Origin of the sequence: uncultured Pontibacter sp., assembly GCF_947499215.1 — a bacterium.
GTDB lineage: Bacteria > Bacteroidota > Bacteroidia > Cytophagales > Hymenobacteraceae > Pontibacter.
Genome location: NZ_CANMNI010000002.1, coordinates 865,031 through 888,998, shown reverse-complemented (window position 1 = coordinate 888,998; position 23,968 = coordinate 865,031). Strand labels below are relative to the sequence as shown.

The following is a 23,968-nucleotide window of genomic DNA, read 5'->3' as shown; positions in this document are numbered from 1 at the left end:
GCAATCAACCATTAGCAACCAAAACATGAAAGGCATCATTCTGGCCGGGGGCTCCGGCACGAGGCTTCACCCCCTGACGCTGGCCGTGAGCAAGCAGCTCATGCCCGTCTACGACAAGCCCATGATCTACTACCCGCTCTCCACTTTGATGCTGGCCGGCATACGCGAGGTATTGATCATCTCCACCCCGCACGATCTGCCCCTGTTTGAGCGCCTCTTGGGCGACGGTTCGCAGATCGGCTGCCGCTTCAGCTATGCCGCGCAGGAGACGCCCAATGGGCTGGCGCAGGCCTTCGTGATCGGCGAGGAGTTCATCGGAGGGGACAAGGTGGCCCTCGTGCTCGGCGACAACATCTTCTACGGATCGGGCATGGGCTCGGTGCTGCGCGGGAACGCCGACCCGGAGGGGGGCGTGGTCTTCGCCTACCACGTGCAGGACCCCGAGCGCTACGGGGTGGTCGAGTTCGACGACTCCGGCAGGGCCGTCTCCATCGAGGAGAAGCCCTCGGAGCCGAAGTCAAACTACGCCGTGCCGGGCCTCTACTTCTATGACAACGAGGTGGTGGCCATCGCCAAGGCACTTGAGCCGAGCGCCCGGGGCGAGTACGAGATCACGGACGTGAACAGAGAGTACCTGCGAAGGGGCAAACTGAAGGTGGGCGTGCTCAACCGCGGAACGGCCTGGCTCGACACGGGCACGATCCAGTCGCTGATGCAGGCGGCCACGTTCGTGCAGGTGATCGAGGAGCGGCAGGGCCTCAAGATCGGCTGCGTCGAGGAGGTGGCTTGGCGCATGGGCTTCATCGACGACGCGCAGCTCAGACAAGCCGCGGAACCTCTCAGAAAGAGCGGCTATGGGGAGTATTTAATGGGATTGCTGAAAGAGAAGACTTTCAAGCAGTAGCAACCAAACAATTGCAACGAATGAGTTGGCGTAATAAGGAGCTGCCTGTTTTAATGCACGGGCAGCTTTTTTGCTGTATACCTATTAGCCCTTAGAAAATAAAGCCTAGCACAAAACCAACCAAGATCAGGATAGGGGCGGGTATGCGGGTGAAAAGCAGCAAGGCAAAGGTCGCAACGACAATACCGAAGTTGAGCGGCGTGTTATCGATGGGTCTGTAAAGCATAATGGCCGCCGCTACCACCATGCCGGAGCTTACTGCGCTTATACCTTCAAGCGAGGCCCGCACCACGCGGTACTTCTTAAGGTCATCCCAAAAGCGAATCACGAAGAATATCAGGAAGGTGCCGGGTAGGAAGATGCCGACCGTGGCGACAAAGGAACCTAGCAACTGGCCCCATACGCCATGCTCGCGCATTGCCAAGTTCCCGATAAAGGAGCTGAATGAAAAGACGGGGCCGGGAAGCGCCTGCACAATGGCAAAGCCTGATAGAAACTCCTCGGCCGTCAGGTATTGCTTAAAATCCACAAATTCGGTAAACATGAGCGGTATCAGCACCTGACCACCGCCAAACACCAGACTGCCATTTCGATAAAAATTCTCAAACAGCCTGATCGGGAGCGATGAGGTGGCCCCACCGAGCACCGCCGCTGTGATGAGCACTCCTACATAAAGCAGAAAGTTAGCCCACTGGATTTTGAGCTTTTTGTCTTTCTCTTGGGGGTGCTGCTTAAACCGCAGTGCCGTGATGGCGCCGCCGGCTATCAAGAGCAACGGGTACACCCAAGGAGAGTGGAAGAAGTACGCCAGTATGCCCGACACCACCATAATGCCAACGGCCAGCTTGGTCTGCACCACTTTGATGCTGATGGCATAGGCGGCATAGGCGACAAAGCCTACCGCCATGGGCTGGATAAAGCGCAAAAACTGGAGTGAAATATCGTTGGCCTGCAAGTAGGAGATGCCTATTGCCGCCGCCGCCATAATGGTGGAGGCGGGGAGCAACCATACCAGCAGGGTCAGGTATGCTAAGTTAGGGCCTCCTATGCGAAAGCCGATGGCCGTAATGGTCTGGGTGGAGGTGGGGCCCGGCAAGATCTGGCAAAGGGCGTTCAGTTCGATCAGTTCCTGATCGGTCAGATAGCGTCGCTTTTCTACCAGCAGCCGGAACATCATGGAGATATGCGCCTGCGGCCCCCCAAATGCAGTCAGGGCAAGCAATAGTACGTCTTTCAGAAAGATGTAGTAGCGCAGACTCATGCCGTAGGTCAAAAAAAGAGAGACAGTGCAGGCACCATCTCTCTCTTTGTTAGCAAATTGGGTTTATGCTTTTTTCAGTCCGAGTTCTACCAATCGCTCGTTCAGGTACTCACCTGCGGTGGCATCTGGGTAGGCCTTTGGATTTTGCTCATCAATGCAGCTCTCTAAGCAAGTCAGGTCCATTTCAGAACGCGGGTGCATAAAGAACGGAATAGAGAAGCGGGAAGTGTTCATCAGCTCGCGTGGCGGGTTTACCACACGGTGGATGGTCGACTTCAGCCTGTTGTTAGTTAGGCGGGCCAGCATGTCGCCCACGTTCACTACCACCTGCTCTGGCAGGGCTGTGATCGGGATCCACTTGCCGTCGCGGCGCAGTACTTGCAGGCCGTCGGCGCTAGCACCCATCAACAACGTGATTAGGTTGATATCGCCGTGCTCGGCGGCACGCACTGCATCAGCAGGCACCTTGTCCGGGTCTTCGATTGGGAAGTAGTGGATCGGGCGCAGGATGCTATTGCCATACTTCACTTTCTCGTCAAAGTAAGTTTCCTCTAGCCCAAGGTGAAGGGCAATGGCGCGCAACACCTCTTTGCCAGCGGCTTCCAGCTTGCGGTAAGCCTCCAGTGTAACTTCCTCCAGCTCCGGTACTTCGGATGGCCAGATGTTAGCCGGGTATTCCTCTTTGATCGGGTCACTGTCCGGAATGCCGTTCAGGTCCTGACCTACGTGGTAGAACTCTTTTAGGTCGCCCGTGTTAAAGCCTTTGGCTTTCTCTCTGCCTTTGCCTACATAACCGCGCTGGCCTGCCAGTTCTGGGTTCTCGTACTTTTGCTTTACTTCGTCAGGCAGTGCGAAGAATTTCTTCACGGCTGCATAGAGCCTCTCTGTCAGGTCATCGCTCAGGCCGTGGTTTTTCAGGGCAATAAAGCCAATGTTCTGGTAAGCGTCTCCTAACTTCTGCACAAACTGTGCTCTGCGCCCTTCGTCTCCCGATGTAAAATCAGCTAAGTCCAATGAAGGCACTTCATCAAACAAAATCTCGCTCATATAGTCTTTTTTGTATACTTTTACGTAAATATCACGTAGTGCGCAATATACAAATAAAATCAGTACATTGGCTACTTGCTAATCCAAACCCTATTTAGATGAAAAAAACATACCTACTCCTTGCTTCAGCCCTTATGTTGGGGTTCGCCTCTTGTGATACGGCACGTCAGACGCAGGACGATGAAACACGCATTCCCGCTACTGCCACAGCCTCAGGCCCTACGCCTACAGGTGCGGTAATGAGCAAAGGCGGTCTGCGCGTATTCGCATTCGACGATTCACAGAAATACCCGGAGTCACAGTTGCGTTTGAATACGCCTCCAGCCAATGGTGTGGTACAGCCCGGCCCAGTGGAGTTTGTGTATGATTTGTCGAACTTCCAGCTGACCCGCATGACGCCACACTCCAACGCTGAGTTTATGGCAAATTCACAGGAGGGGCAGCACATCCACAACATCGTGGACAATGAGCCATACACGGCTCACTACGAAACCTCATTTACCAAAGAATTGGAAGAAGGCCAGCATGTGGTGCTTTCATTTATATCACGTTCTTACCATGAGAGTCTGAAGCACAGAGGCGCCTATGACCTGCGCATGATCACAGTAGGCAGGCCCCAGCAGCAGATGGAGTTCGATATGAAGGGACAGCACATGTTCTACAGCCGTCCGAAGGGTGAGTACGTGGGCAGCGACACGCGCCGCATTATGCTGGATTTCTACCTTGTGAACACCGACCTGTCAACTACTGGCAACAAGGTGCGCGCCACCATCAATGGCAACGAATTCGTTCTGGATAAGTGGATGCCGCACATCATCGAAGGTCTTCCAATGGGAGAGAACACAATCAAACTGGAACTGATCAACAACGCCGGCGCAGTTATACCGGGTCCTTACAATACGGTGACCCGCACCATCACGCTGAAAGAGAGCTAGGATTCCGGCTGAGTTAAGGTAATAAACAAAAGCGCCCGTGGCATTCGTCACGGGCGCTTTGCTTTTCTGATTAGTGTTAGTCGCTATTCCTTTGGCTTGTTAGGGCCGCCTTGGCTAGGATTGGCGATAGAGTTGCGCATGTCGGTGTCGGACTGTATGTTCTGCATTTTGTAGTAGTCCATAATGCCGAGGTTGCCGCTGCGGAAGGCCGCCGCGATAGCCTGCGGAATCTCCACTTCAGCCGCTATCACGGATGCGCGGGCTTCCTGCGCCTTGGCTTTCATTTCCTGCTCCACGGCAACGGCCATGGCACGGCGCTCTTCGGCTTTGGCCTCCGCCACTTTCAGGTCAGCACCAGCTTGGTCAATCTGAAGCTTTGCGCCGATGTTCTCGCCCACATCAATGTCAGCGATGTCAATCGAAAGGATTTCGTAGGCAGTGCCGGCATCGAGTCCTTTCTGGAGTACCAGTTTCGAGATGATATCAGGATTTTCCAACACGCTTTTGTGCGATACGGAAGAACCGATGGAGGTTACGATGCCCTCACCCACACGCGCCAGAATGGTTTCCTCACCGGCACCACCCACCAGCTGCATGATGTTGGCGCGCACCGTCACACGGGCTTTGGCAATCAGTTGAATACCGTCTTGCGCCACGGCGGCCACGTTTGGCGTATTAATCACCTTGGGGTTAACCGAAGTGGTCACGGCCTCAAACACATCACGGCCGGCCAAGTCGATAGCGGTAGCCTGCTTAAAGGAAAGTGGAATGTTGGCTTTGTCAGCCGAGATAAGTGCTTTGATCACGTTCGGCACGTTGCCACCGGCAAGGTAGTGGGTTTCGAGTTCAGCGGTGGTGATGTCTATACCTGCCTTGGTGGCGTTGATCATGGAGTTGACGATGAGGCTTGGCGGCACCTTACGGATGCGCATGAACACCAACTCGGCGAGGCCAACCCGCACATTGGAGAACTGGGCCGTGATCCAGAGGCTGATAGGCACGAAGTACAAAAAGATGAGCAGCAGGATGATGCCGCCTGCTATCAGAAATAAGACTGAAAGGTTTTCCATTGGCTTGTTTTAGGTAATTGCTTCTACTGTGATTTTATTGGCTACTATTTTAATGATGCGTACAGGTGTGTTAGGCGCCAGAAACTGTCCGGTAGTCTGCACCTCATGGTGCCGCTCTTTGAAAATGGCCGTACCCTGCGGACGAAGCGCTGAAATGGTTTTGCCCTCTTCTCCCACCTCCAGCAGGTGCGGGCTTTCCTCATTCACCCGGCTTTTGATACTGCCCTTAAGCGCAAACCGCGACCATGCATCCGACCGGAAACTGTAAAACAGCGCCAGTCCTCCCGCAAGCACGGAGATTGCCAGAACCAAGTGGCCTGTTTCAGTACCCAGTGCGGCGTAGCTTATCCAGATGCCGACCGCGACAAGTATAAAGCCCAGTATGCCTACGATGGTAACCCCCGGCACAAAGATGAGCTCAACAATGATCAGGACAAGCCCGATGCCAATGAGCAGTACTACTGTAGTCCAGTCTAAAAGCATAAGGTTTATGTGCTGGTTTGAGTAAATATAGTGATTTTACGATTCAATTACCTGTTCAAATCCATTTTATACTTATTTATACTTCTCCTAAAACAAAAGAGCCATCTCCCGGGGGAAATGGCTCCTGATTTTCACGGCTTCCTTTGTAGGGGAAGGTATAGCGGTCGGCCTAGTAAGCCTTGGCGAAGTATACGCGCTGCTTTGATGGCTTGCCGGTGATCATGTCCACACCGTCTTCTTCTGGCGTATCGAGGGCGATGCAGCGGATAGTCGCCTTTGTCTCCTCTTTGATGCGCTCTTCCGTTTCTGGTGTGCCATCCCAGTGGGCCAGTACAAAGCCGCCTTTGGTGTCGAGCACCTGCTTAAACTCCTCGTAGCTGTCCACCTTGGTTGTGTTCTCTTCCCGGAAGGTATAGGCGCGGTTGTAGATGTTCTCTTGAATCTCGTCCAGCAAGGCAGGTATGTAGGTTACCAGACTGTCGAATTGCTGTGTACTCTTTTCTTTGGTATCACGACGGGCTACTTCGGCAGTGCCGTTCTCCAAGTCGCGGGCTCCGATGGCCAGACGTACTGGCACGCCTTTCAGCTCCCACTCGGCAAACTTAAAGCCAGGGCGCTCGGTGTCACGGTTGTCGAACTTCACGCTGATACCCTTCGCCTCAAGTTCTTTCTTAAGCTGCATTACCTTCTCGCTGATCTGCGCCAGTTGCTCCTCGCCTTTATAGATCGGCACGATCACTACTTGGATAGGTGCCAGTTTCGGAGGCAGTACCAAGCCTTCATCATCGGAGTGCGCCATCACGAGCGCTCCCATCAAGCGCGTACTCACGCCCCAAGACGTTCCCCATACATACTCTAGGCCGCCTTCTTTGGTGGCAAACTTCACATCAAATGCCTTGGCGAAGTTCTGTCCCAAGAAGTGCGAGGTTCCAGCCTGCAGGGCTTTGCCGTCCTGCATCAGACCTTCGATGCAGTAGGTGTCCAAGGCACCGGCGAAGCGCTCGCTTGGTGTTTTTACCCCGCGGATAACCGGCAGGGCAATGTATTGCTCAGCAAAGGTGGCGTATACCTCCAGCATCTGTTTGGTTTCGGCAATGGCCTCTTCGGCAGTAGCATGGGCAGTGTGGCCTTCCTGCCACAGGAACTCGGCCGTGCGCAGGAACAAGCGTGTACGCATTTCCCAACGCACCACGTTTGCCCATTGGTTGATGAGCAAAGGCAGGTCGCGGTAGCTTTGGATCCAGCCTTTGTAGGTGTTCCAAATTACTGCCTCCGATGTTGGTCGAACAATTAGCTCTTCCTCGAGTTTAGCATTAGGGTCCACGCGCAGTTTGCCGGGCTTGTCAGGGTCGGTTTGTAGGCGGTAGTGTGTTACTACGGCACACTCCTTGGCAAAGCCTTCGGCATTCTGCTCCTCGGCCTCAAATAAGCTCTTGGGCACGAACAGTGGGAAGTAAGCGTTCTCATGACCTGTTGCCTTAAACATGTCATCCAGCACACGTTGCATTTTTTCCCAGATGGCGAATCCGTATGGCTTGATCACCATACAGCCGCGGACGGCGGAGTTCTCCGCTAGACCGGCCTTTTTCACCAGCTCGTTATACCATAAGGAGTAGTCTTCGCTTCTTTTTGGCAGCCCTTTGCTCATTTTTGAAAAATATTTATTGTATATCTGTAATTGTGAATCTTTTTGGAATGAATATTGCTTTCCACATAGAGAAGATTTAATATCATTCCAGCCCAAAATTACGTTAATATATTATACTATTGATAAGGTTTTGCGCTATTGTGTTTATATCTTTGATATAGAAGCATTAATATATACAGCAGGCCATGAAAAATTTTAACATATACCACGCAATAGCCCCTGTAATTGCACTTTTCGCAGTGGGATGCAGCAGCCCGGTGGCAATGCAGTCCACGGAGTATGATGATATGTACTACAGCTCATCAGACCGAACGGAGTACGTGCAGCCACAGGCACAGGCTACGGAGCAGCAGTATGCTCCCACCGGTGAGAGCACGCAAAGTGCTCAGTCCGCTACCGGTGACGTGACCGAAGACTATTATGCGGATGAATACTACGACGGTCGTACCTATCGGCCACAGGCTACTTGGAATACACCTAACTATGCTTACGTAGACCCTTACTGGACAACGGCTCACGTGCGTCGCATGAACCGCTATAACGCATTTCACGATCCGTTTTTCTACGATCCGTTTATGAGTTCATATTACGACCCTTTCATGTATGACCCATTCTTTTCAAGAAGAGGTGGCATGATGGTGAGTATTAACATGAGTTATGGATGGGGTAGTGGTTGGAACCGTTGGGGACATCCTTATGGTATGTATGACCCGTTCTGGGGTAACAGATGGTGGCCACACAATAACTACTATGCCGGTTTTTATCATGGTTATAACCATGGTTATTATGGCGGTAACCGCTTTATATATGACCGCCCAGTTGTGGTGCAGCCGCGCCAAGTGCAGTATGGACCGCGAGAAGGACGTAGTGGTGTGCCTGTTACAGGCAATCCTGATCGAGTGACAGGACGACCAGCTAGAACACAATCCGTAACGGATGAGCAGCGCGCTACACAAAGCGTGGATTATGCCCGTCCAAGTAGAACTGGTCGTACTACAGGCACAGGCGAGATAAGAGGTGAGCAGTCAAGACAGGTGGAGGGAAGACAGGCTTTACCAGCCCGACCATCTAGACGACAGCCTGCTAACCAGCAGCCAGTGCAGCGTATTAACCCGGCCAGAGAAGGTGGTGTGCAGCCTGCCCAGCGTCAGCAACGCATACAGCAGCGACCTGTGCAACGCCAAGAAAGAATACAGCCGGTACAGCGCACGCAGCCAAGTTATCAGCGCAGCCAGCCAGTGCAGCGTTCTCAGCCAAGTTATCAGCGCAGTCAGCCGGTGCAGCGTTCGCAACCAAGCTATTCACCACCAACTAGAAGTTCCGGCACATCCAGTCCTCCGGCACGAACTAACTCAAGCGGCGGTGGCCGACCGACCAGAGGAGGCAACTAATCACAAACACCTAAACTATGAAATTTTATAAGATTGTTTCGGCCAGCCTAGCACTTATGCTGGGCTGGGGCGGAACGGGTTTTGCCCAAAACGAAACAGATGCACTGCGCTATACCCGTTTTGGCCTGACCGGCTCCGCACGCATACAAGGTATAGGAGGCGCTCAAACTGCCCTTGGTGCAGACATTTCTACAATTGCCTCCAACCCTGCAGGCTTGGGTATGTTCAGAAGGTCAGAGTTTAGTTTTAGCTTGGGACAGCAGTCTATGGATGCAGGCACTTTCTCAAATGTTGGGCAGGCATCGGAGCAGGAAAGCCGGTTCGTAATCCCGCAGATGGGGGTTGTGCTGCCTAGCAGAAGTACGGGCAATGAAGGCAGCGATTGGAAAGGCATTACGTTCGGCATAGGGTTTACAAGGTTGAATAACTTCAATGAAACCTTCTCATACCAGAACAGGTCTGAACCAACAGTGCATCCAGATAATTTCTATAGAGATAACTTGTATTATAACTTTAATGCAATTCCAAGTTACTTTGCTGAATTGGCAAATGGCAGACCACTGAATGCAGGGCAAACTTTGCTGCAGAATCTCGATGCTGAGTATGATGCTGGCATACAGACCCTTTCAGGCTTGGCATACGGGACATTCCTGATAGATGTGTTTGAAGACGCAAATGGTATCCAGTATGCGGGAGAACTGCTCACCTTCGGAAACAGTAACCAGCAGGAGCGTGTGCAGCGCAGCGGCTCCCAGAGTCAGATTGACATAGGCGCGGGTACAAGCTATAGGGATAAAATCTACCTAGGTGCTTCCATGGGCATCGTGACTACTGATTTCAAGCAGGAGAGTCTGTTCGAAGAGTCAGGCAACTATGTGGCTACATTCGACGAAAATGGCAACCCTGATGTGGAAAGCCCTTACAGTTTGGCGCTTCGTGACGAGTTTAGGTCGCGCGGCACAGGCATCAATCTAAAACTAGGGTTGATCGCAAGGCCAACGGATGCCTTGCGGCTTGGCGTGAGCCTGCAAACGCCTACGTTTTACCAGTTTAGTGACACCTATCAGAGCGCGCTTTCAGCAACTACTTTGAACCCGACTACACTGCAATCTGAAACGATTTCGGAGGCGACTTTTCCCGGTGAGTTTGATTATCGGTTGACAACCCCGCTTCGAGCAACGGGTGGCGTGGCATTTTTCATCAACAAGTACGGCTTTATTACAGCTGATGTGGAGTATGTGAACTATACTAACATGCGCTTCTCGGAAAGAGATAATATGAGTTCATCGAGCGATTATTTCTCCAACATCAACAATAGCATTGAGAACACGTTCCAGTCTGCGGTAAACTATAGAATTGGAGCAGAGGGCCGATATGAGGTTTTTAGAGTGAGAGCGGGCTATGCGCATTCGGGCGATCCTTACAGCAATTCAAGTGTGGATGGTTCTGTTAGTTCTTATACCCTTGGCGCAGGTCTTAGGCTGAAGAACTATTATCTTGACCTAGCTTACGTGAACAGCAAGATGGAGAGTCCTTATTCTCCTTATGTGTTCAGCTCAGGGGGAGGAGAGCCGGTTATTGATATAGAGAATAAGCAGAGCACGGTGATGCTAACCCTCGGTTATAACTTCTAAAGATTTTTTCCTGTTTTCAGAAAGGCGGCAGATTCCGAAAGGGCTGCCGCTTTTTTGTGTCTATACCTGCAGGCGGTATGGTTTTGGCGACAGGGTATGGCAATACCACATTATTCTGATAAATTAGCAAACTAAACGTTAACAACCCTTAAACACATGCATATCAACCTTAAAACTAATTTTCTGGCTGTAGTTCTTTTGTGCTTCGCTTTTGTAGCGCAGGCGCAGCAGAAAAAAGAAATTACGCTGGAGGACATCTACCGCAAAGGCACCTTCTCGCCTAAGTCGGTGTATGGCGTGAACTGGATGAACGATGGCCGCTACTACAGCTCGCAGGTGGCCGACGAAAAAAACGGCGTGACCGACATCGTGCGCTACGACGTGACCACGGGCCAGCCGGTGAACACGATCATCGAAGGGGAGGACCTGAAGCCGGAAGGCAGCGATAAGCCGATCAAGTTCGATAGCTATACCTTTAGCTCAGATGAAAAGAAGGTACTATTCGCTACAGAAAAAGAGCAAATCTACCGTCGCTCTTCAAAGGCTGAGTTTTATGTGTATGACATCGCCTCGAAGAAATTGACCAAGCTGAGCAATGGCGGCAAGCAGCTGTACGCCACTTTCTCACCGGATGCTAAGCGTGTGGCTTTCGCCCGCGAAGGCAATATGTTCTTTGTGGATCTGAGCAACATGAAGGAGACACAGATCACCAACACGGGCAAGTTCAACTCCATCATCAACGGTTATGCAGACTGGGTATACGAAGAGGAATTCTCGTTTGCGCAGGGCTTCCATTGGTCACCGGACGGCTCTAAGATTGCCTTCTATACCTTCGACGAGACCAATGTGCCGGAGTTTAACATGCAGATGTGGGGTGAACTATACCCGCAGGATTACAAGTTCAAGTACCCAAAGGCCGGTGAGGCTAATTCTGCCGTGACCGTGTCGGTGTACAACGTGGGTAATGGCCAGACCGTGAAGATGGACACTGGCAACGAGGCCGATATCTATATCCCACGCATCAAGTGGACGAACGACAGCAACCTGCTTTCCATCCAAAAGATGAACCGTCTGCAGAACACGCTGGAAATTCTGCATGCCAACGCAACAACGGGCAAAGCCAACGTGGTATTGAAGGAGACAGACAAAGCTTACATCGACATTACCGACGACCTGACTTACCTGAAAGACGGCAAGAACTTCATTCACTCTTCTGAAAAGGACGGCTTTAACCACTTATACCTGTACAACATGAACGGGAAGCTGGTGCGCCAGATCACGAAGGGTAACTGGGAAGTGAGCAACTTCATCGGTTTTGATGAGAAGAGCGACGTGCTATACTATATGTCCACAGAAGTATCGCCGCTGGAGCGCCATCTGTACAGCATCAACAGCAAAGGCAAAAAGAAGAAGCGCCTGACCACTGAGGCAGGTACATACAACGTGAACATGAGCAAGGACTACAAGTATTTTCTTGCTTACCACACCGCTGCCAACACTCCGCTTACCGTGAGCCTGCACACTGCCAAAGACGGCAAACTGGTGAAGATTCTGGAAGACAACCAGAAGCTTCGCAACACACTCGCTCAGTATGATATCGCCAAGCAGGAGTTCTTCACCATGAAGACGCCGGATGGCACGCAGCTGAACGGCTGGATGATCAAACCAACGGATTTCGACCCGAAGAAGAAATACCCGGTGCTGATGTTCGTGTATGGTGGTCCGGGATCGCAGACGGTGAATAACAGTTGGGGTGGTGCCAACTACCTGTGGTACCAAGTGCTGGCCAACAAAGGTGCTATTGTGGTGAGCGTGGACAACCGCGGCACAGGTGCCCGTGGCGCTGAGTTCAAGAAAGTGACTTACGCGAACCTTGGCAAGTACGAGATCGAAGACCAGATTGAAGCGGCCAAGTGGCTGGGCAATCAGCCGTACGTGGACAAAGACCGCATCGGTATCTGGGGCCACAGCTACGGCGGCTACATGACGCTGCTGGGCCTGACCAAAGGCAACGGCGTGTTCCGTGTCGGTATATCGGTGGCTCCGGTTACGAACTGGCGTTTCTACGACACCATCTATACCGAGCGCTACCTCAAAACACCACAGGAAAATGCGTCTGGCTACGACGACAACTCACCGCTGTTCTTCGCTGACAAGCTGCAGGGTGAATTGTTGCTCATCCATGGAACCGGTGACGACAATGTGCACTTCCAGAACGCGGTGGCCATGCAAGATGCCCTGATCAGCGCCAACAAGCAGTTCGAGAGCTTCTACTACCCGAACCGTAACCACGGCGTGGGTGGCGGCATCACGAGCCTGCACCGCTTCAAAATGATGACCGACTTCTTGGAGCGCAACCTGATCAACCCGACTTCTGAGAAGAACCAATAAGGTATAAATTCATACCTGTAATAATAGAAAGGCCCGTCAGTAATGGTGGGCCTTTCTATTTAGGTGGAGGTAAATTATAAGTGAATAGGCTTATAAAATAAGTGACCAGTTGCAGGTTCAGTGATGATATCCGCTAAATTTAGGTGGTCTAAAATGCTCACTATGGAGAAGTTACTTTTACTGTCCTTGCTGCTGATAGTTTGTTCCTTTCAGGGTTCAGAAACAAACCGGGACAAAGCCTTGGACAGTCTTGTAGAAGCAGAGCGCAGCTTTGCCGCTGCGTCCGTTGAGAAAGGTATACGGGCTGCTTTCCTTGAGTATTTGGCTGATGATGCTATCGTGTTTCTGCCGGAGCCGATGAATGGCAAGGAAGGCTATGGCAGCCGGCCGGAGAGCACAGCCCGGCTCTCTTGGTACCCTGCCTATGCCGATATCTCCAGTTCACTTGACTGGGGCTATACCACCGGACCCTACGAGTTAAGGTCCAACCCCTCGGATGAACAGCCGTCAGGAGCCGGCTTTTACCTGTCCGTGTGGAAGAAGCAGCGGGACGAGCAGTGGAAAGTAGCCATCGACCACGGGAGTTCTTACCCGGTTGAGCAAATAAAAACAGAAGTATACCAATCCGCACCGAAGACGGAAGCATCTGAAGGAGCGTCCCAAGACTTACAGCAACTCGATGAGCAAGAAGTACAGCCCTACCATAACGAGACGTTGGTCTACCGTGCCGGGCAATACCCGGTCAGGTATAAAGAGCTGAGCATAGAGCCAGCTTCCAACATTACGTATACCACCCTCGGGCACGATATTTCGCCAGCAGCAGACATGGCCTATACCTACGGCAGCTATACCCGTGGCAATGAAGCGGGCGAAACAGGATATTACCTCAAGGTATGGAAAGTGCAGCAAGGTGAGTGGAAGCTGGCGGCGCATAATCTTGTGCCGGACAGAAAGCAATAGGATAAGATGTATTGTCCTTACTTGGCTCTTCGCAGCATCTGTTCGACGTGCATCTGCAATCGGCGCTTTTCTTTCGGACCGATGGGCAGGTTGTGCAGTTGATCCAGAAGTTGAGTCTGCTCCGGTTGAGTAAGTGGTTGAGAAGTATACGCCTTATCCAGCACAGTTTTGATAAAAGAAGCAATCTGATCGGCCTGACCTGTAAGGCGATTCAGAATGGTCAGCAAATCCCTGATAGTGGCGCCGCAGGTATGATCCGGGTAGCGTATGCTATGGTCTATCTCGCTCCATCCTTCTTCGAAAAGTGTGCGCAGCTGTATCTCAACAAAATAGCGTTGGCGTTTGGTGTTTGAGTGAATGACATAGTGCACGGCCCGGTAGCCTTGGTCGTGGTGCCTGATGTTGCAGCCGGCCTCCGAAAACATTTGCGCGGTAGCTGTGTCAGTCTCAGCATTGATGTATGCAATTGGCGCCCGCTTTAACTCCCATGTATCCTGTATAAAGCTGCCCACCTCGCGCCAGCATTCTTTATACAGGTATAGCACCCGCACCCCTGCCAAATCGTTAATCCAATCCACGTAATTGTGCTCATCAATGGTACGGTCAGGGTATTCATATTTCTTTCTGATGACTTTTCGGAGCAGGTGCAAAGGGTCCTTTACCCGATACCTAACGGCATGCACTTGCGGGATCTGCTGCATGACGCTGGCCGTTAATTCGGCTACATCCATCAGTTCTGATTTTCGTTGCAGGAAATCGTAATAAATAGCTACTAGGGTTTTGGTGGCTATACCCTGCGCACGCCATTCTTCTTCGGCTATACCTAATCTGTTTAGGATATCCAAAGACTGACTATTTTTCGGCTGTTTGTGGCTGGTCATCAGGAGTATACGGTTCTATATAACCATACTCTTTTGATGGGGGAAAGGGTTGGGTTTAAACTAACGGGTTGGTGCAGAAAACGTGTGCGACACAAGCAGAACATGATGCCTGCGCTCTGCTGAGCGCAGAAGTTTTATCTCCTTTTGACAAAAAGTACCGAATCAACGGGCTCCTTATGCAACTTGATTTTATATAAAATGTATTCTGACTCAGTAGCTGAGCTTATAGGTCGGTCAGGTACAATACTTGCTTTTTTAACATAAAGCCTCACCGTATCGACGTCTGTGTAATCTGCTAAATTAAAATGATTACCTTCTTTATCGACCAGCTGATTCTCTAGGGAATAGGTTTTTAACTGAGGTAACTCGTTTTTAGCAAAGAACATTTCATTTAATACCGTATCATTCTTTGCGACGGTAAGCACGAGACCACTGTCTATGTTACCTGCTGTATACTTCCAGTTCAGCTCTCCTACTGGTGATTTTGCATAGTAGCTGTTAAAGATGAAAAATCGATGCTCCACTTTGATAGGTTCATGAATCCATGCGCTACCAAGTATGAACTCTAAGGAATCACCAATTAATACTTTAGTTTTAATTGGTGTGTATTCTGCTGCAAAAAAGCCATTTTCTTTCGCCAGTTCCCTATCTAATGATACACCATGGCTTTCAGCATTTTTAACGCTGATAATCCTAAGCACTAGTAAAATCAAAAGCACAGTCGCTGTTACCGCAATAAGTCCTGTCTTTATTTTATTCATTCTTCTTTACACTTAATATGGGTATATCCGTCATTTCAAAAGAAACCCGTTGCAGGTAGCTGTGCTGTGCAACTTGCTCAAAAGCTTCTTTTGAAATGACAGGGTGGGAAAAGAATTTCTCTACAACTTCACACAAACATTCTGTGGTTCGGTGAAGAATCTGAGCGCTTCAAAACCACCTTCACGTCCCACACCCGAATTCTTCATGCCGCCGAAAGGCGTGCGGAGGTCACGGAGAAGCCACGTGTTTACCCAGATGATGCCGGCGTGTACCTGATGCGCGACATGGTGGGCGCGTTGCAGGTTCTGCGTCCAGATGGTAGCGGAGAGGCCGTAGTCGGTGCAGTTGGCGTATCGGATGACTTCTTCTTCGGTGTCGAAAGGCATGAGCGTGACCACTGGGCCGAAGATTTCTTCAGTATTGGTACGGCAGTTGTAGGGCAGTCCTTCAATGATGGTCGGGGCGATAAACCAGCCGTTCTGGCAACGTCCTTCAACCTGCACCTGGTGTCCGCCGGTGAGGATAGTGCCGCCCTCTTGTTTGGCCAGCTCGATGTAAGAGAGCACCTTCTGCATATGCTGTTCCGATACCACCGCGCCCATTTTCGAACCTTCTTCCATCGGGTCGCCTACTTTCATGGCCTTCACTTTTTCCACAAAAGCGTCGCGGAATTTCTCGTACAGCGGACGCTCAATGAAAATGCGGGAGCCACAGAGGCAGATTTGCCCTTGGTTGGCGAAAGAGGAGTGAATGGAAGTATGCAGGGCGTTGTTGAAATCGCAATCCGCGAAGATAATGTTCGGGTTTTTGCCACCTAGTTCCAAAGACAGCTTTTTGAACATCGGGGCCGCTGTAGCTGCAATGGTGCGCCCTGTGGCCGTACCACCTGTAAAAGAGATAACCGGTACTTTCGGGTGGGCCGTCATGGCAGCGCCTACTTTGTGGCCGTAACCATGCACGATGTTGAGCACACCCGCCGGTAGTCCGGCCTCAATGCAAATTTCCGAGAGCATGTAAGCCGTCATGGGTGTGACTTCCGATGGCTTGGCCACCACACAGTTGCCGGCAGCAAGAGCAGGGGCAATCTTCCATGTGAACAGGTATAGCGGCAGGTTCCAAGGCGAAATGCAGCCCACCACGCCATGCGGATGGCGCACGGTATAGTTGATGGCGTTGGTGCCTTCCATGTAATGCGCTTCCGAAGCGAAATGCTGAATGGCCGTTCCATAAAAGCGCATATTGCTACTCGCCCGAGGTATATCCACCGACTTCGCCAGCTTCAGCGGCTTGCCATTGTCTATGGATTCGGCTTCAGCCAGCTTGTCCAGATTTTGGTCGATGAGGTCGGCTATGCGCATCATAATCTGCCCCCGCTTCTCGGCAGGCGTGTTTGACCAAGCCGGGAAAGCCTTGAGAGCCGCCTGCACCGCCTGTTCCACATCCTGTTCATCAGAGTCAGGTATAAGCGAGTATACTTTGCCCAACGCTGGGTTGTAGTTGTCGATGTACTGCCCCGCCACAGGCATTACCAACTGGCCGTCTATGTAGTTATGTATGTGCTGCATGTTACCTCCCCCTAGCCCCCTCCTAAAAACAGGAGGGGGAGTTTTTGGGGTTTATTTTTTTATAAAAGGTATGTTTTTTCTGTTTTATCAAGCCCTCGCTCCGAAACCTTTACCGCCTAAACTTCTCTATCGAAACTCTAAGTTTTTTTAAGATGGACTTTCTGAAAGGCTCGGCTATGATGTAAACAACTGCAAGTGGCACAAAGAACCTAACTGACATAGGATACTCCACGAGTAAATCGAAATACTTGCTGGTGTACATCAGAGCGACCACCAGATTTAGGCATATCAGATTGAAGAGATAATCTTCTAATCTAACTTTATAAAATCTGGAAACGCTTAATAGAGCTGCCACGAAGCCCACGTTAAGGAAGACAATTACAAAGAGCTTTACCATTTCACTTGATCACTTACAAACTCCCCGTCCTACCCCCATCAACCGGCACATTGATACCGTTGATATAAGCTGCGGCTGGCGTAGCCAGAAACGCGGCCGCTGCGGCAACTTCTTCGGGTTCGGCGAAGCGGCGGGCTGGGATTTCGGACATCATCTCTTCTTCTACCTTATCCACGGCGCTGTCTGTCTTTTTCGCTTTGTTCTCGATGATGGATTCCAGACGACCCGTGCGGGTAGCGCCAGGGAGTACGTTGTTCACCGTGATACCGAACTGCCCCAGCTCGTTGGCCATGGTCTTGGCCCAGCTGGCCACGGCACCTCGTATGGTGTTCGATACGCCCAAACCTTGCAGCGGCTGTTTCACGGAGGTGCTGATGATGTTGATAATGCGGCCGTAGCCTGCGTTTTTCATCAGCGGAATAACTGCCTGCGCCAAATTGTGGTTGTTGATCAGGTGCATGTTGAAAGCGCTCAGAAACTCTTCTGGTTTCGCATTTACGATTGGTCCGCCCGCTGGTCCGCCGGTATTGTTGACGAGGATATGCACATGCTCGTGTTGCTGCAGATATACCTGTAGTTGCTGCACCAGCTCTTCCGGCTTACTGAAATCGGCCACGAGGTAGTCATGTTGCTGGCCTTTGCTGTTGTCCAGTGATTGGGCTGTTTCTTGTAGCTTAGCTTCGTTGCGGGCTACCAGTGTCACGCTGGCACCCAGTTGCGCCAGTTCTATAGCGATGGCTTTTCCTATACCTTGCGTGCTGCCGCACACGATGGCTCTTTTATCAGTCAGGTCTAAGTTCATAGCTTAAAAGTACGCAAAAGGCTTTAAACTTGCACGGCAGGTGGAGCTATACCTTAAACTACCATTTTTGTTTACTTTTTCGTACATTCAAACTATCAACCTAACCCGATAGAACTATGGCTATACAGCGACCTTTCAATTTCAAACAGTGGATAGAGGAACACCGCCATTTGCTGAAGCCACCCGTGGGCAACCAACAGGTATATAAAGGCAACGACGACTTTATAGTGATGGTGGTAGGCGGCCCCAATGCCCGCAAGGATTATCACTACGACGAGGGCGAGGAGTTTTTCTACCAAGTGGAAGGCGATATTGTGCTGAAAATTATCGAGGACGGCAAGCCGGTGGATATTCCCATCAAGGAAGGCGAGATTTTCCTATTGCCGCCAAAAGTGCCGCACTCTCCGCAGCGCCCCGCCAATACGGTCGGTCTGGTGATTGAGCGCTACCGCCGCGAGGGGGAGAAAGACGGCTTCATGTGGTTCTGCGAGAACTGCGGCAACAAGCTGCACGAGGATTTCACAGAAGTGACAGATATTGTTAAGCAACTGCCTGTGATTATGGGTAATTTCTGGGATAATGAAGACCTGCGTACCTGCAAGAAGTGCGGCGAGGTGCTGCAGCCGCCGGTGAAGCCGGCGTAATTCATGGGTATAATCTATAAAATGTGTATCTTGTTGGATTGCTCCATTTGGCCGTACTCCGTATAGCCGCATTTCCGTTCGTTTACCAGCATGCAAAACCAGAAGCCTACATCGCCTATACTTACCGAAAACAATCCCTTCAAGATTGACATTCATACGCATATCCTGCCCGCTACGTGGCCTGATTTGCGGGAGCGTTATGGGTATGGCGGCTTCGTTAGGCTCGAGCATCACAAACCGTGCTGCGCCCGCATGATGATGGACGACAAGTTCTTCCGCGAGATACAGGACAATTGCTGGGACCCCAAGGTGCGCATGCACGAATGCAGTCAACACCAAGTGAGCGTACAGGTGCTAAGTACGGTGCCGGTTATGTTCAACTACTGGGCCAAGCCCGAGCATACCTATGACCTGTCGCGCATGCTCAACGACCATATCGCGGGCATAGTAGCCGACTACCCCGACCGCTTTATCGGCTTAGGTACTATACCTATGCAAGACCCGACTTTGGCCATTAAAGAGCTGGAGCGCTGCATGAAAGAGCTGGGCATGGCAGGTATACAAATCGGTTCGCACATCAATGATTGGAATCTGGACGCGCCCGAACTGTTCCCGATTTTTCAGGCTGCAGAGGAATTAGGTGCAGCTGTTTTTGTGCACCCTTGGGACATGTACGGCAAGGAAAAGATGAGCAAATACTGGCTGCCCTGGCTGGTAGGTATGCCCGCCGAAACCAGTCTGGCCATTTGCTCCATGATTTTTGGCGGCGTGCTCGAGCGACTGCCAAAGCTGCGTGTCGCCTTTGCTCATGGCGGCGGATCCTTCCCGGCTACTATTGGCCGCATCGTGCATGGCTTCGAGGTGCGCCCTGACCTGTGCGCCATCGACAACAACGTGAACCCACGCGAGTACCTCGGCAAGTTTTACTTCGACTCACTCGTGCACGACCCGCAGGCGCTGGACTACCTCGTGAACTTGGTAGGCGCCAACAGCATTGCCCTAGGTACTGATTACCCTTTCCCGCTCGGCGAACTCGAGCCCGGCAAACTCATCGAATCCATGCCCTACGACCGCGCCACCAAAGACCGCATGCTGCACGGCACGGCACTGGAATGGCTGAATCTGGAGAAGAGCCTGTTTGTGAAGGACTCGCCGGGAGTTTCTAAGGCGAAGGTGTAGCAGCTTGTTATATACATTAGGTTATGCAAGATGAAGTACTTGACTAGTCGTATATCAACTTAATTCAATGGAGTGATCAACCAAACTAAATAAAGTTACTATGGAATTAGTATCAGGGGTTTTATTATGGCTTGCCGATGTAGTTGGAGTAAAATGGGTTAGGCAAGAGGCAAGCACATTTAAGAAAGTAGTTAAGACGATTACTTTTTTATTGGTAGGGGTTGTCTTAGTGATTGGATATTTTGTGTTTTTTGGCTGATAGGTCTAAATGTGAAGTGCTTTCAAAATCACACATCCCGATACGCAGTAAAAGCTTTTTCATCCGGTGGTTAAAGCAAGTGGTATATGTTCGAATTTCTTGATAGAGTTACCCGAATGGAAGCAACGCGTCGCATAGCCTTTACCTTACCAATGCCTTAGGTATAGCCTAACCCATTCCTCAATTTCCTCTTCATTTTCTTATCTTGCAGCATCATAGCGCATGGCCTTTTGCGGGCTGTGCCTTACATGTTATACCCGCACCAGAAAAATGAACTACCAGAATACCCTTGCCTTTGCGCAGGAACAAGATAACCTCGATCCGCTTAAGCATTTCAAAGACCGCTTTTACTTTCCGCAGGTAAACGGGCAGGACGCCATTTACTTTTGTGGCAACTCGCTCGGTTTGCAGCCCAAGTCGGCGCAGATGTACATCGACAACGAGATGTATAAGTGGGCCAACTACGCAGTAGAAGGCCACTTTAAAGGCGAAGAGCCTTGGTTTAACTACCACAAGTTGCTTACCGACGGCGCTGCCCGCGTGGTGGGTGCCAAGCCGCAGGAGGTGGTCATCATGAACCAACTCACTGTGAACTTGCACCTCATGCTGGTGTCGTTTTACAGACCCGAAGGCAAGCGCATTAAAATTATCATGGAGGGCGGTGCTTTCCCGTCGGACCAGTATGCGCTCGAAACGCAGGTGAAGTTCCATGGCTATACCCCGGAGGAGGCCATCATCGAGTTGTTCCCGCGCGAGGGCGAGCATACCCTGCGCACCGAAGACATCCTGCAAAGCATCCGCGAGCACGGTGAGGAACTAGCACTCGTAATGATGGGCGGCATTAACTATTACACCGGGCAGGTATATGACATGCAGGCCATTACCCAAGTAGGCCACGAAGTGGGCGCTGTGGTTGGCTTTGACTTGGCGCACGCCGCTGGCAACGTACCCATGCAGCTGCACGACTGGGACGTGGACTTCGCCGTGTGGTGTACTTACAAGTACCTCAACTCCGGTCCGGGCGGCACCTCGGGCGTGTTTGTGCACGAGCGCCACGCCAACAACCCAGATCTGCCGCGTTTTGCGGGTTGGTGGGGCCACGACGCAAGCGTGCGTTTCCAGATGAAGAAAGGCTTTATACCGATGACAGGCGCCGAAGGCTGGCAGCTGAGCAACGGACAAATACTCAACTTTGCAGTGCACCGCGCTTCGTTGGAGCTGTTCGACGAGGCAGGTATGGCCAACCTGCGTGCCAAGAGCGAGAAATTGACGGGTTATTTGGAGTACCTGATCAACGATGTGCAGGTAAGCAAAGACGTGCTCGAAATGATTACGCCACGCGACCCGCAGGCCCGCGGCTGCCAGATATCATTACTCGTGAAGCAAAACGCTCGCGAGCTGTTCGACAAGCTGATGGAAGCCGGCATTATTGTGGACTTCCGCGAACCAAGCGTGATTCGTGTCGCGCCTACGCCGCTTTACAACAGTTTCGAAGAGGTATACCGTTTCTCCGAAATACTGCACGCCTGCTTGGAAGGACACTGCTAACCCAAGTGGCATTTAGGAGGTATAGGTATAGAGAATAGAGCGGAGGGGAGGCAAGGTGGTCACTTCTCCGCTCTATATACATAAACAAGGCGCTTCCTAAATTATACCTATGGGATTCACCATCGAAGACATATTACTTGGCGTCTCTATTCTTCTGTTCCTAAGCATTATCATCAGCAAAAGTCTGGGTAGGTTCGGTATACCTGCGCTTATTCTTTTTCTGGCGGTGGGCATGCTGGCTGGGTCAGAAGGTATAGGCGGTATTTATTTCGATGATTCCCGCTCAGCACAGTCGCTGGGTTCGGTGGCCTTGACTATCATCCTATTTTCAGGTGGTTTGGATACCCGCTGGGAGAGCATAAAACCCGTGCTCTGGCGGGGTGTTACGCTATCGACGGCCGGCGTTTTCATTACGGCCATGCTTACGGGCGCTTTTGCCACACTGGTGCTTGATTTCACTTTGCTAGAAGGGCTGTTGCTAGGCTCTATTGTCTCGTCAACCGACGCGGCGGCGGTGTTCTCCATACTCCGTTCCAAAAACATCGGCCTTAAAAACAACCTTCGGCCTACGCTTGAACTCGAGTCAGGCAGTAACGACCCGATGGCCTACTTCCTGACCGTCAGCTTCACTTTCCTGATCACCAACGAAGGGGCTTCTATCTGGCAGCTCGTGCCTATGTTCTTCATGCAAATGAGCATTGGTGCTGTAATGGGCATTGTGATGGGGCGCGTGATGGTTTGGGTGATCAACCGCATAAAACTGGAGCAGGAAGGGCTATACCCTGCGCTCACGCTGGCGATGGTCATCTTTACCTATGCCTTCACTAACCTGATTAACGGCAACGGCTTTCTGGCCGTGTATGTGGCGGCTGTAATTCTGGGTAACCGCAACTTCATCCACAAACGCAGCCTCACCAAGTTTTATGACGGCGTGGCCTGGCTCATGCAAATCCTGATGTTCCTCACGCTGGGCTTGCTCGTTTTCCCTTCGCACATGGTGCCTGTTATTGGGGTAGGACTTCTCATCTCGCTTTTCCTGATTTTTGTGGCCCGCCCTATTAGTGTGTTTCTAAGCATGGCTTTCTTTAAGAACACCGTGCAGGACAAGCTTTATGTGTCGTGGGTAGGTTTGCGGGGTGCCGTGCCGATTGTGTTTGCCACCTATCCCTTACTGGCAGGTATAGACAAGTCGGAGATGATCTTCAACATCGTGTTTTTTATCGTGCTCACCTCAGTCATGCTACAGGGCACCACACTCACACCTGTTGCAAAATGGCTTAACCTAAGTGAACAGGAGAAAAAACTCAAGAAGCACCAGTTCGATATCGAGATGGGATATGACCAAAAAAACGAACTCACCGAAATCGAAGTGCCCGATCAAGGGCCAGCAGTGGGCAGGTCGCTGGTGGATTTGCGCTTCCCCAAAGGCGCCCTGATTGTGCTCATCAACCGCGGCGGTAAATTCGTGACACCCAATGGAGCTACGGTGTTGCAGCCCAAAGACGTGCTTTATGTGATGACCGACAACGATGAAGAACTCACCCGCGTGAATGAAGTGCTGGGCTACGAAGTGACTTGAGGCTTTTTCAAATTTCCTGCCAGCACTTTGCCCCAAAAACCTTAGATTTGTTCTGATATGTCATTTACCGGAACCATCAGACGCTACCTAAAATACCCACTGATGTGGGTGATGTTGCTCTGGGCGCTCACTTTGCCCGGGCACGAGCTAGCGGTTTACAGTTTTCTGGTGAAAGGTTCTGCGGCTGAAGTCGCTTCCAGTCTGAAGTCTGTATCCGGTGAGCAAGACGACTTTTCGGTGAAGCAACAGGCCGTGCAGGTTTTTCTGGATGCTAACACCGCTTCTTCTATCGTACTGAGTCCGCTACAGCTTTTCAGGTGTGTGTTCCAGTTGTTCGCTTTTGCACCACCCACCGACGATCTGCCTGTCTATACACCCCATGCTGCGGGTGCCGAGCTTATTACCCAGCTTTTCCCCATTACCATACAGCCCAACGCTCCTTAGTCGGGCATAACGTTTCATTTTACTTTTATTGTCATTCTGTAAGTTGGAAATCCCGAACTTGTTTCGGGGGACCTTGGAAGCGAGTGCCCCTACCATTGCAAGTAGTATAGGCTTGATACTCATCAACCAAGTTTCTTCACAGAATGACAGAAAGTTTTGAGTGTGCCTCAGAATGAAACGACCC

Annotated in this window: 21 protein-coding genes; 12 read left to right on the top strand and 9 right to left on the bottom strand. The window is 51.2% G+C overall.

Annotated elements, in window-relative coordinates; translation table 11 throughout:
- Positions 1 to 25: 25 nt before the first annotated feature.
- Positions 26 to 904 (top strand): glucose-1-phosphate thymidylyltransferase RfbA, encoded by an 879-nt coding sequence (gene rfbA / locus Q1A04_RS12005; RefSeq protein WP_299705950.1) that lies wholly within the window; start codon positions 26 to 28, stop codon positions 902 to 904.
- Between the two features lie 91 nt (positions 905 to 995).
- Here the strand turns inward: rfbA and chrA are convergent, their stop codons facing one another.
- Both chrA and Q1A04_RS11995 read right to left on the bottom strand, forming a co-directional pair.
- Complete coding sequence (gene chrA, locus Q1A04_RS12000) at positions 996 to 2,165, bottom strand: chromate efflux transporter (protein ID WP_299705947.1); 1,170 nt, start codon at positions 2,163 to 2,165, stop codon at positions 996 to 998.
- Positions 2,166 to 2,228: 63 nt separating this feature from the next.
- Positions 2,229 to 3,212 carry a 2-oxoglutarate and iron-dependent oxygenase domain-containing protein gene (locus Q1A04_RS11995; RefSeq protein WP_299705944.1) on the bottom strand — a complete coding sequence of 328 codons (984 nt, stop codon included), beginning with the start codon at positions 3,210 to 3,212 and terminating at the stop codon, positions 2,229 to 2,231.
- A gap of 98 nt (positions 3,213 to 3,310) precedes the next feature.
- Here Q1A04_RS11995 and Q1A04_RS11990 point away from each other — a divergent pair, with 98 nt between their 5' ends.
- Complete coding sequence (locus Q1A04_RS11990) at positions 3,311 to 4,147, top strand: hypothetical protein (protein ID WP_299705941.1); 837 nt, start codon at positions 3,311 to 3,313, stop codon at positions 4,145 to 4,147.
- A gap of 83 nt (positions 4,148 to 4,230) precedes the next feature.
- Here Q1A04_RS11990 and floA read toward each other — a convergent pair whose 3' ends face one another.
- The 3 genes from floA to proS all read right to left on the bottom strand — a co-directional run bounded on the left by floA (position 4,231) and on the right by proS (position 7,348).
- Complete coding sequence (gene floA, locus Q1A04_RS11985) at positions 4,231 to 5,217, bottom strand: flotillin-like protein FloA (RefSeq protein ID WP_299705938.1); 987 nt, start codon at positions 5,215 to 5,217, stop codon at positions 4,231 to 4,233.
- A gap of 9 nt (positions 5,218 to 5,226) precedes the next feature.
- Positions 5,227 to 5,700: an NfeD family protein gene (locus Q1A04_RS11980; RefSeq protein ID WP_299705935.1), complete on the bottom strand. Its 474-nt coding sequence runs from the start codon at positions 5,698 to 5,700 to the stop codon at positions 5,227 to 5,229.
- 169 nt (positions 5,701 to 5,869) lie between these two features.
- On the bottom strand, positions 5,870 to 7,348 hold the full coding sequence (gene proS / locus Q1A04_RS11975; protein ID WP_299705932.1) for a proline--tRNA ligase: 1,479 nt from the start codon (positions 7,346 to 7,348) through the stop codon (positions 5,870 to 5,872).
- A gap of 185 nt (positions 7,349 to 7,533) precedes the next feature.
- On the opposite strand from proS, the gene Q1A04_RS11970 reads away from it, so the two are divergent.
- The 4 genes from Q1A04_RS11970 to Q1A04_RS11955 all read left to right on the top strand — a co-directional run bounded on the left by Q1A04_RS11970 (position 7,534) and on the right by Q1A04_RS11955 (position 13,724).
- The gene (locus Q1A04_RS11970; protein WP_299705929.1) at positions 7,534 to 8,739 is read left to right on the top strand and encodes a hypothetical protein; all 1,206 of its coding nucleotides are present in this window, start codon (positions 7,534 to 7,536) and stop codon (positions 8,737 to 8,739) included.
- A gap of 17 nt (positions 8,740 to 8,756) precedes the next feature.
- Positions 8,757 to 10,373, top strand: a complete 1,617-nt coding sequence (locus Q1A04_RS11965) for a hypothetical protein (RefSeq protein ID WP_299705926.1) — start codon at positions 8,757 to 8,759, stop codon at positions 10,371 to 10,373.
- A gap of 156 nt (positions 10,374 to 10,529) precedes the next feature.
- The gene (locus Q1A04_RS11960) at positions 10,530 to 12,764 is read left to right on the top strand and encodes a S9 family peptidase (protein ID WP_299705923.1); all 2,235 of its coding nucleotides are present in this window, start codon (positions 10,530 to 10,532) and stop codon (positions 12,762 to 12,764) included.
- A gap of 162 nt (positions 12,765 to 12,926) precedes the next feature.
- A complete protein-coding gene (locus tag Q1A04_RS11955) occupies positions 12,927 to 13,724 on the top strand; it encodes a hypothetical protein (RefSeq protein WP_299705920.1) in 798 nt (265 codons plus the stop codon).
- A gap of 17 nt (positions 13,725 to 13,741) precedes the next feature.
- Here the strand turns inward: Q1A04_RS11955 and Q1A04_RS11950 are convergent, their stop codons facing one another.
- The 4 genes from Q1A04_RS11950 to Q1A04_RS11935 all read right to left on the bottom strand — a co-directional run bounded on the left by Q1A04_RS11950 (position 13,742) and on the right by Q1A04_RS11935 (position 18,131).
- Positions 13,742 to 14,605 (bottom strand): RelA/SpoT domain-containing protein, encoded by an 864-nt coding sequence (locus Q1A04_RS11950; protein ID WP_299705917.1) that lies wholly within the window; start codon positions 14,603 to 14,605, stop codon positions 13,742 to 13,744.
- 134 nt (positions 14,606 to 14,739) lie between these two features.
- Positions 14,740 to 15,366 (bottom strand): hypothetical protein, encoded by a 627-nt coding sequence (locus tag Q1A04_RS11945; RefSeq protein WP_299705914.1) that lies wholly within the window; start codon positions 15,364 to 15,366, stop codon positions 14,740 to 14,742.
- Between the two features lie 120 nt (positions 15,367 to 15,486).
- Positions 15,487 to 16,932: an aldehyde dehydrogenase gene (locus tag Q1A04_RS11940; RefSeq protein WP_299705911.1), complete on the bottom strand. Its 1,446-nt coding sequence runs from the start codon at positions 16,930 to 16,932 to the stop codon at positions 15,487 to 15,489.
- A 410-nt stretch (positions 16,933 to 17,342) separates the two neighbouring features.
- Positions 17,343 to 18,131, bottom strand: coding sequence for an SDR family oxidoreductase (locus Q1A04_RS11935; RefSeq protein ID WP_299705908.1), 789 nt, complete (start codon positions 18,129 to 18,131; stop codon positions 17,343 to 17,345).
- 116 nt (positions 18,132 to 18,247) lie between these two features.
- Here Q1A04_RS11935 and Q1A04_RS11930 point away from each other — a divergent pair, with 116 nt between their 5' ends.
- From Q1A04_RS11930 to Q1A04_RS11905, 6 genes are all read left to right on the top strand, one after another.
- Positions 18,248 to 18,775, top strand: coding sequence for a 3-hydroxyanthranilate 3,4-dioxygenase (locus tag Q1A04_RS11930; protein ID WP_101444347.1), 528 nt, complete (start codon positions 18,248 to 18,250; stop codon positions 18,773 to 18,775).
- 90 nt (positions 18,776 to 18,865) lie between these two features.
- Positions 18,866 to 19,954: an amidohydrolase family protein gene (locus tag Q1A04_RS11925; protein ID WP_299705897.1), complete on the top strand. Its 1,089-nt coding sequence runs from the start codon at positions 18,866 to 18,868 to the stop codon at positions 19,952 to 19,954.
- 100 nt (positions 19,955 to 20,054) lie between these two features.
- Positions 20,055 to 20,213, top strand: a complete 159-nt coding sequence (locus Q1A04_RS11920; protein ID WP_299705895.1) for a hypothetical protein — start codon at positions 20,055 to 20,057, stop codon at positions 20,211 to 20,213.
- A 270-nt stretch (positions 20,214 to 20,483) separates the two neighbouring features.
- Positions 20,484 to 21,761 carry a kynureninase gene (kynU, locus tag Q1A04_RS11915; protein ID WP_299705892.1) on the top strand — a complete coding sequence of 426 codons (1,278 nt, stop codon included), beginning with the start codon at positions 20,484 to 20,486 and terminating at the stop codon, positions 21,759 to 21,761.
- A 109-nt stretch (positions 21,762 to 21,870) separates the two neighbouring features.
- On the top strand, positions 21,871 to 23,340 hold the full coding sequence (locus Q1A04_RS11910) for a potassium/proton antiporter (RefSeq protein ID WP_299705889.1): 1,470 nt from the start codon (positions 21,871 to 21,873) through the stop codon (positions 23,338 to 23,340).
- Positions 23,341 to 23,397: 57 nt separating this feature from the next.
- A complete protein-coding gene (locus Q1A04_RS11905; RefSeq protein WP_299705886.1) occupies positions 23,398 to 23,784 on the top strand; it encodes a hypothetical protein in 387 nt (128 codons plus the stop codon).
- Positions 23,785 to 23,968 lie beyond the last annotated feature (184 nt).

Bases quoted from the DNA above. Each gene is read 5' to 3' on its own strand.
- rfbA (WP_299705950.1), top strand. From the start codon at position 26: ATGAAAGGCATCATTCTGGCCGGGGGCTCCGGCACGAGGCTTCACCCC.
- chrA (WP_299705947.1), bottom strand. From the start codon at position 2,165: ATGAGTCTGCGCTACTACATCTTTCTGAAAGACGTACTATTGCTTGCC.
- Q1A04_RS11995 (WP_299705944.1), bottom strand. From the start codon at position 3,212: ATGAGCGAGATTTTGTTTGATGAAGTGCCTTCATTGGACTTAGCTGAT.
- Q1A04_RS11990 (WP_299705941.1), top strand. From the start codon at position 3,311: ATGAAAAAAACATACCTACTCCTTGCTTCAGCCCTTATGTTGGGGTTC.
- floA (WP_299705938.1), bottom strand. From the start codon at position 5,217: ATGGAAAACCTTTCAGTCTTATTTCTGATAGCAGGCGGCATCATCCTG.
- Q1A04_RS11980 (WP_299705935.1), bottom strand. From the start codon at position 5,700: ATGCTTTTAGACTGGACTACAGTAGTACTGCTCATTGGCATCGGGCTT.
- proS (WP_299705932.1), bottom strand. From the start codon at position 7,348: ATGAGCAAAGGGCTGCCAAAAAGAAGCGAAGACTACTCCTTATGGTAT.
- Q1A04_RS11970 (WP_299705929.1), top strand. From the start codon at position 7,534: ATGAAAAATTTTAACATATACCACGCAATAGCCCCTGTAATTGCACTT.
- Q1A04_RS11965 (WP_299705926.1), top strand. From the start codon at position 8,757: ATGAAATTTTATAAGATTGTTTCGGCCAGCCTAGCACTTATGCTGGGC.
- Q1A04_RS11960 (WP_299705923.1), top strand. From the start codon at position 10,530: ATGCATATCAACCTTAAAACTAATTTTCTGGCTGTAGTTCTTTTGTGC.
- Q1A04_RS11955 (WP_299705920.1), top strand. From the start codon at position 12,927: ATGGAGAAGTTACTTTTACTGTCCTTGCTGCTGATAGTTTGTTCCTTT.
- Q1A04_RS11950 (WP_299705917.1), bottom strand. From the start codon at position 14,605: ATGACCAGCCACAAACAGCCGAAAAATAGTCAGTCTTTGGATATCCTA.
- Q1A04_RS11945 (WP_299705914.1), bottom strand. From the start codon at position 15,366: ATGAATAAAATAAAGACAGGACTTATTGCGGTAACAGCGACTGTGCTT.
- Q1A04_RS11940 (WP_299705911.1), bottom strand. From the start codon at position 16,932: ATGCAGCACATACATAACTACATAGACGGCCAGTTGGTAATGCCTGTG.
- Q1A04_RS11935 (WP_299705908.1), bottom strand. From the start codon at position 18,131: ATGAACTTAGACCTGACTGATAAAAGAGCCATCGTGTGCGGCAGCACG.
- Q1A04_RS11930 (WP_101444347.1), top strand. From the start codon at position 18,248: ATGGCTATACAGCGACCTTTCAATTTCAAACAGTGGATAGAGGAACAC.
- Q1A04_RS11925 (WP_299705897.1), top strand. From the start codon at position 18,866: ATGCAAAACCAGAAGCCTACATCGCCTATACTTACCGAAAACAATCCC.
- Q1A04_RS11920 (WP_299705895.1), top strand. From the start codon at position 20,055: ATGGAATTAGTATCAGGGGTTTTATTATGGCTTGCCGATGTAGTTGGA.
- kynU (WP_299705892.1), top strand. From the start codon at position 20,484: ATGAACTACCAGAATACCCTTGCCTTTGCGCAGGAACAAGATAACCTC.
- Q1A04_RS11910 (WP_299705889.1), top strand. From the start codon at position 21,871: ATGGGATTCACCATCGAAGACATATTACTTGGCGTCTCTATTCTTCTG.
- Q1A04_RS11905 (WP_299705886.1), top strand. From the start codon at position 23,398: ATGTCATTTACCGGAACCATCAGACGCTACCTAAAATACCCACTGATG.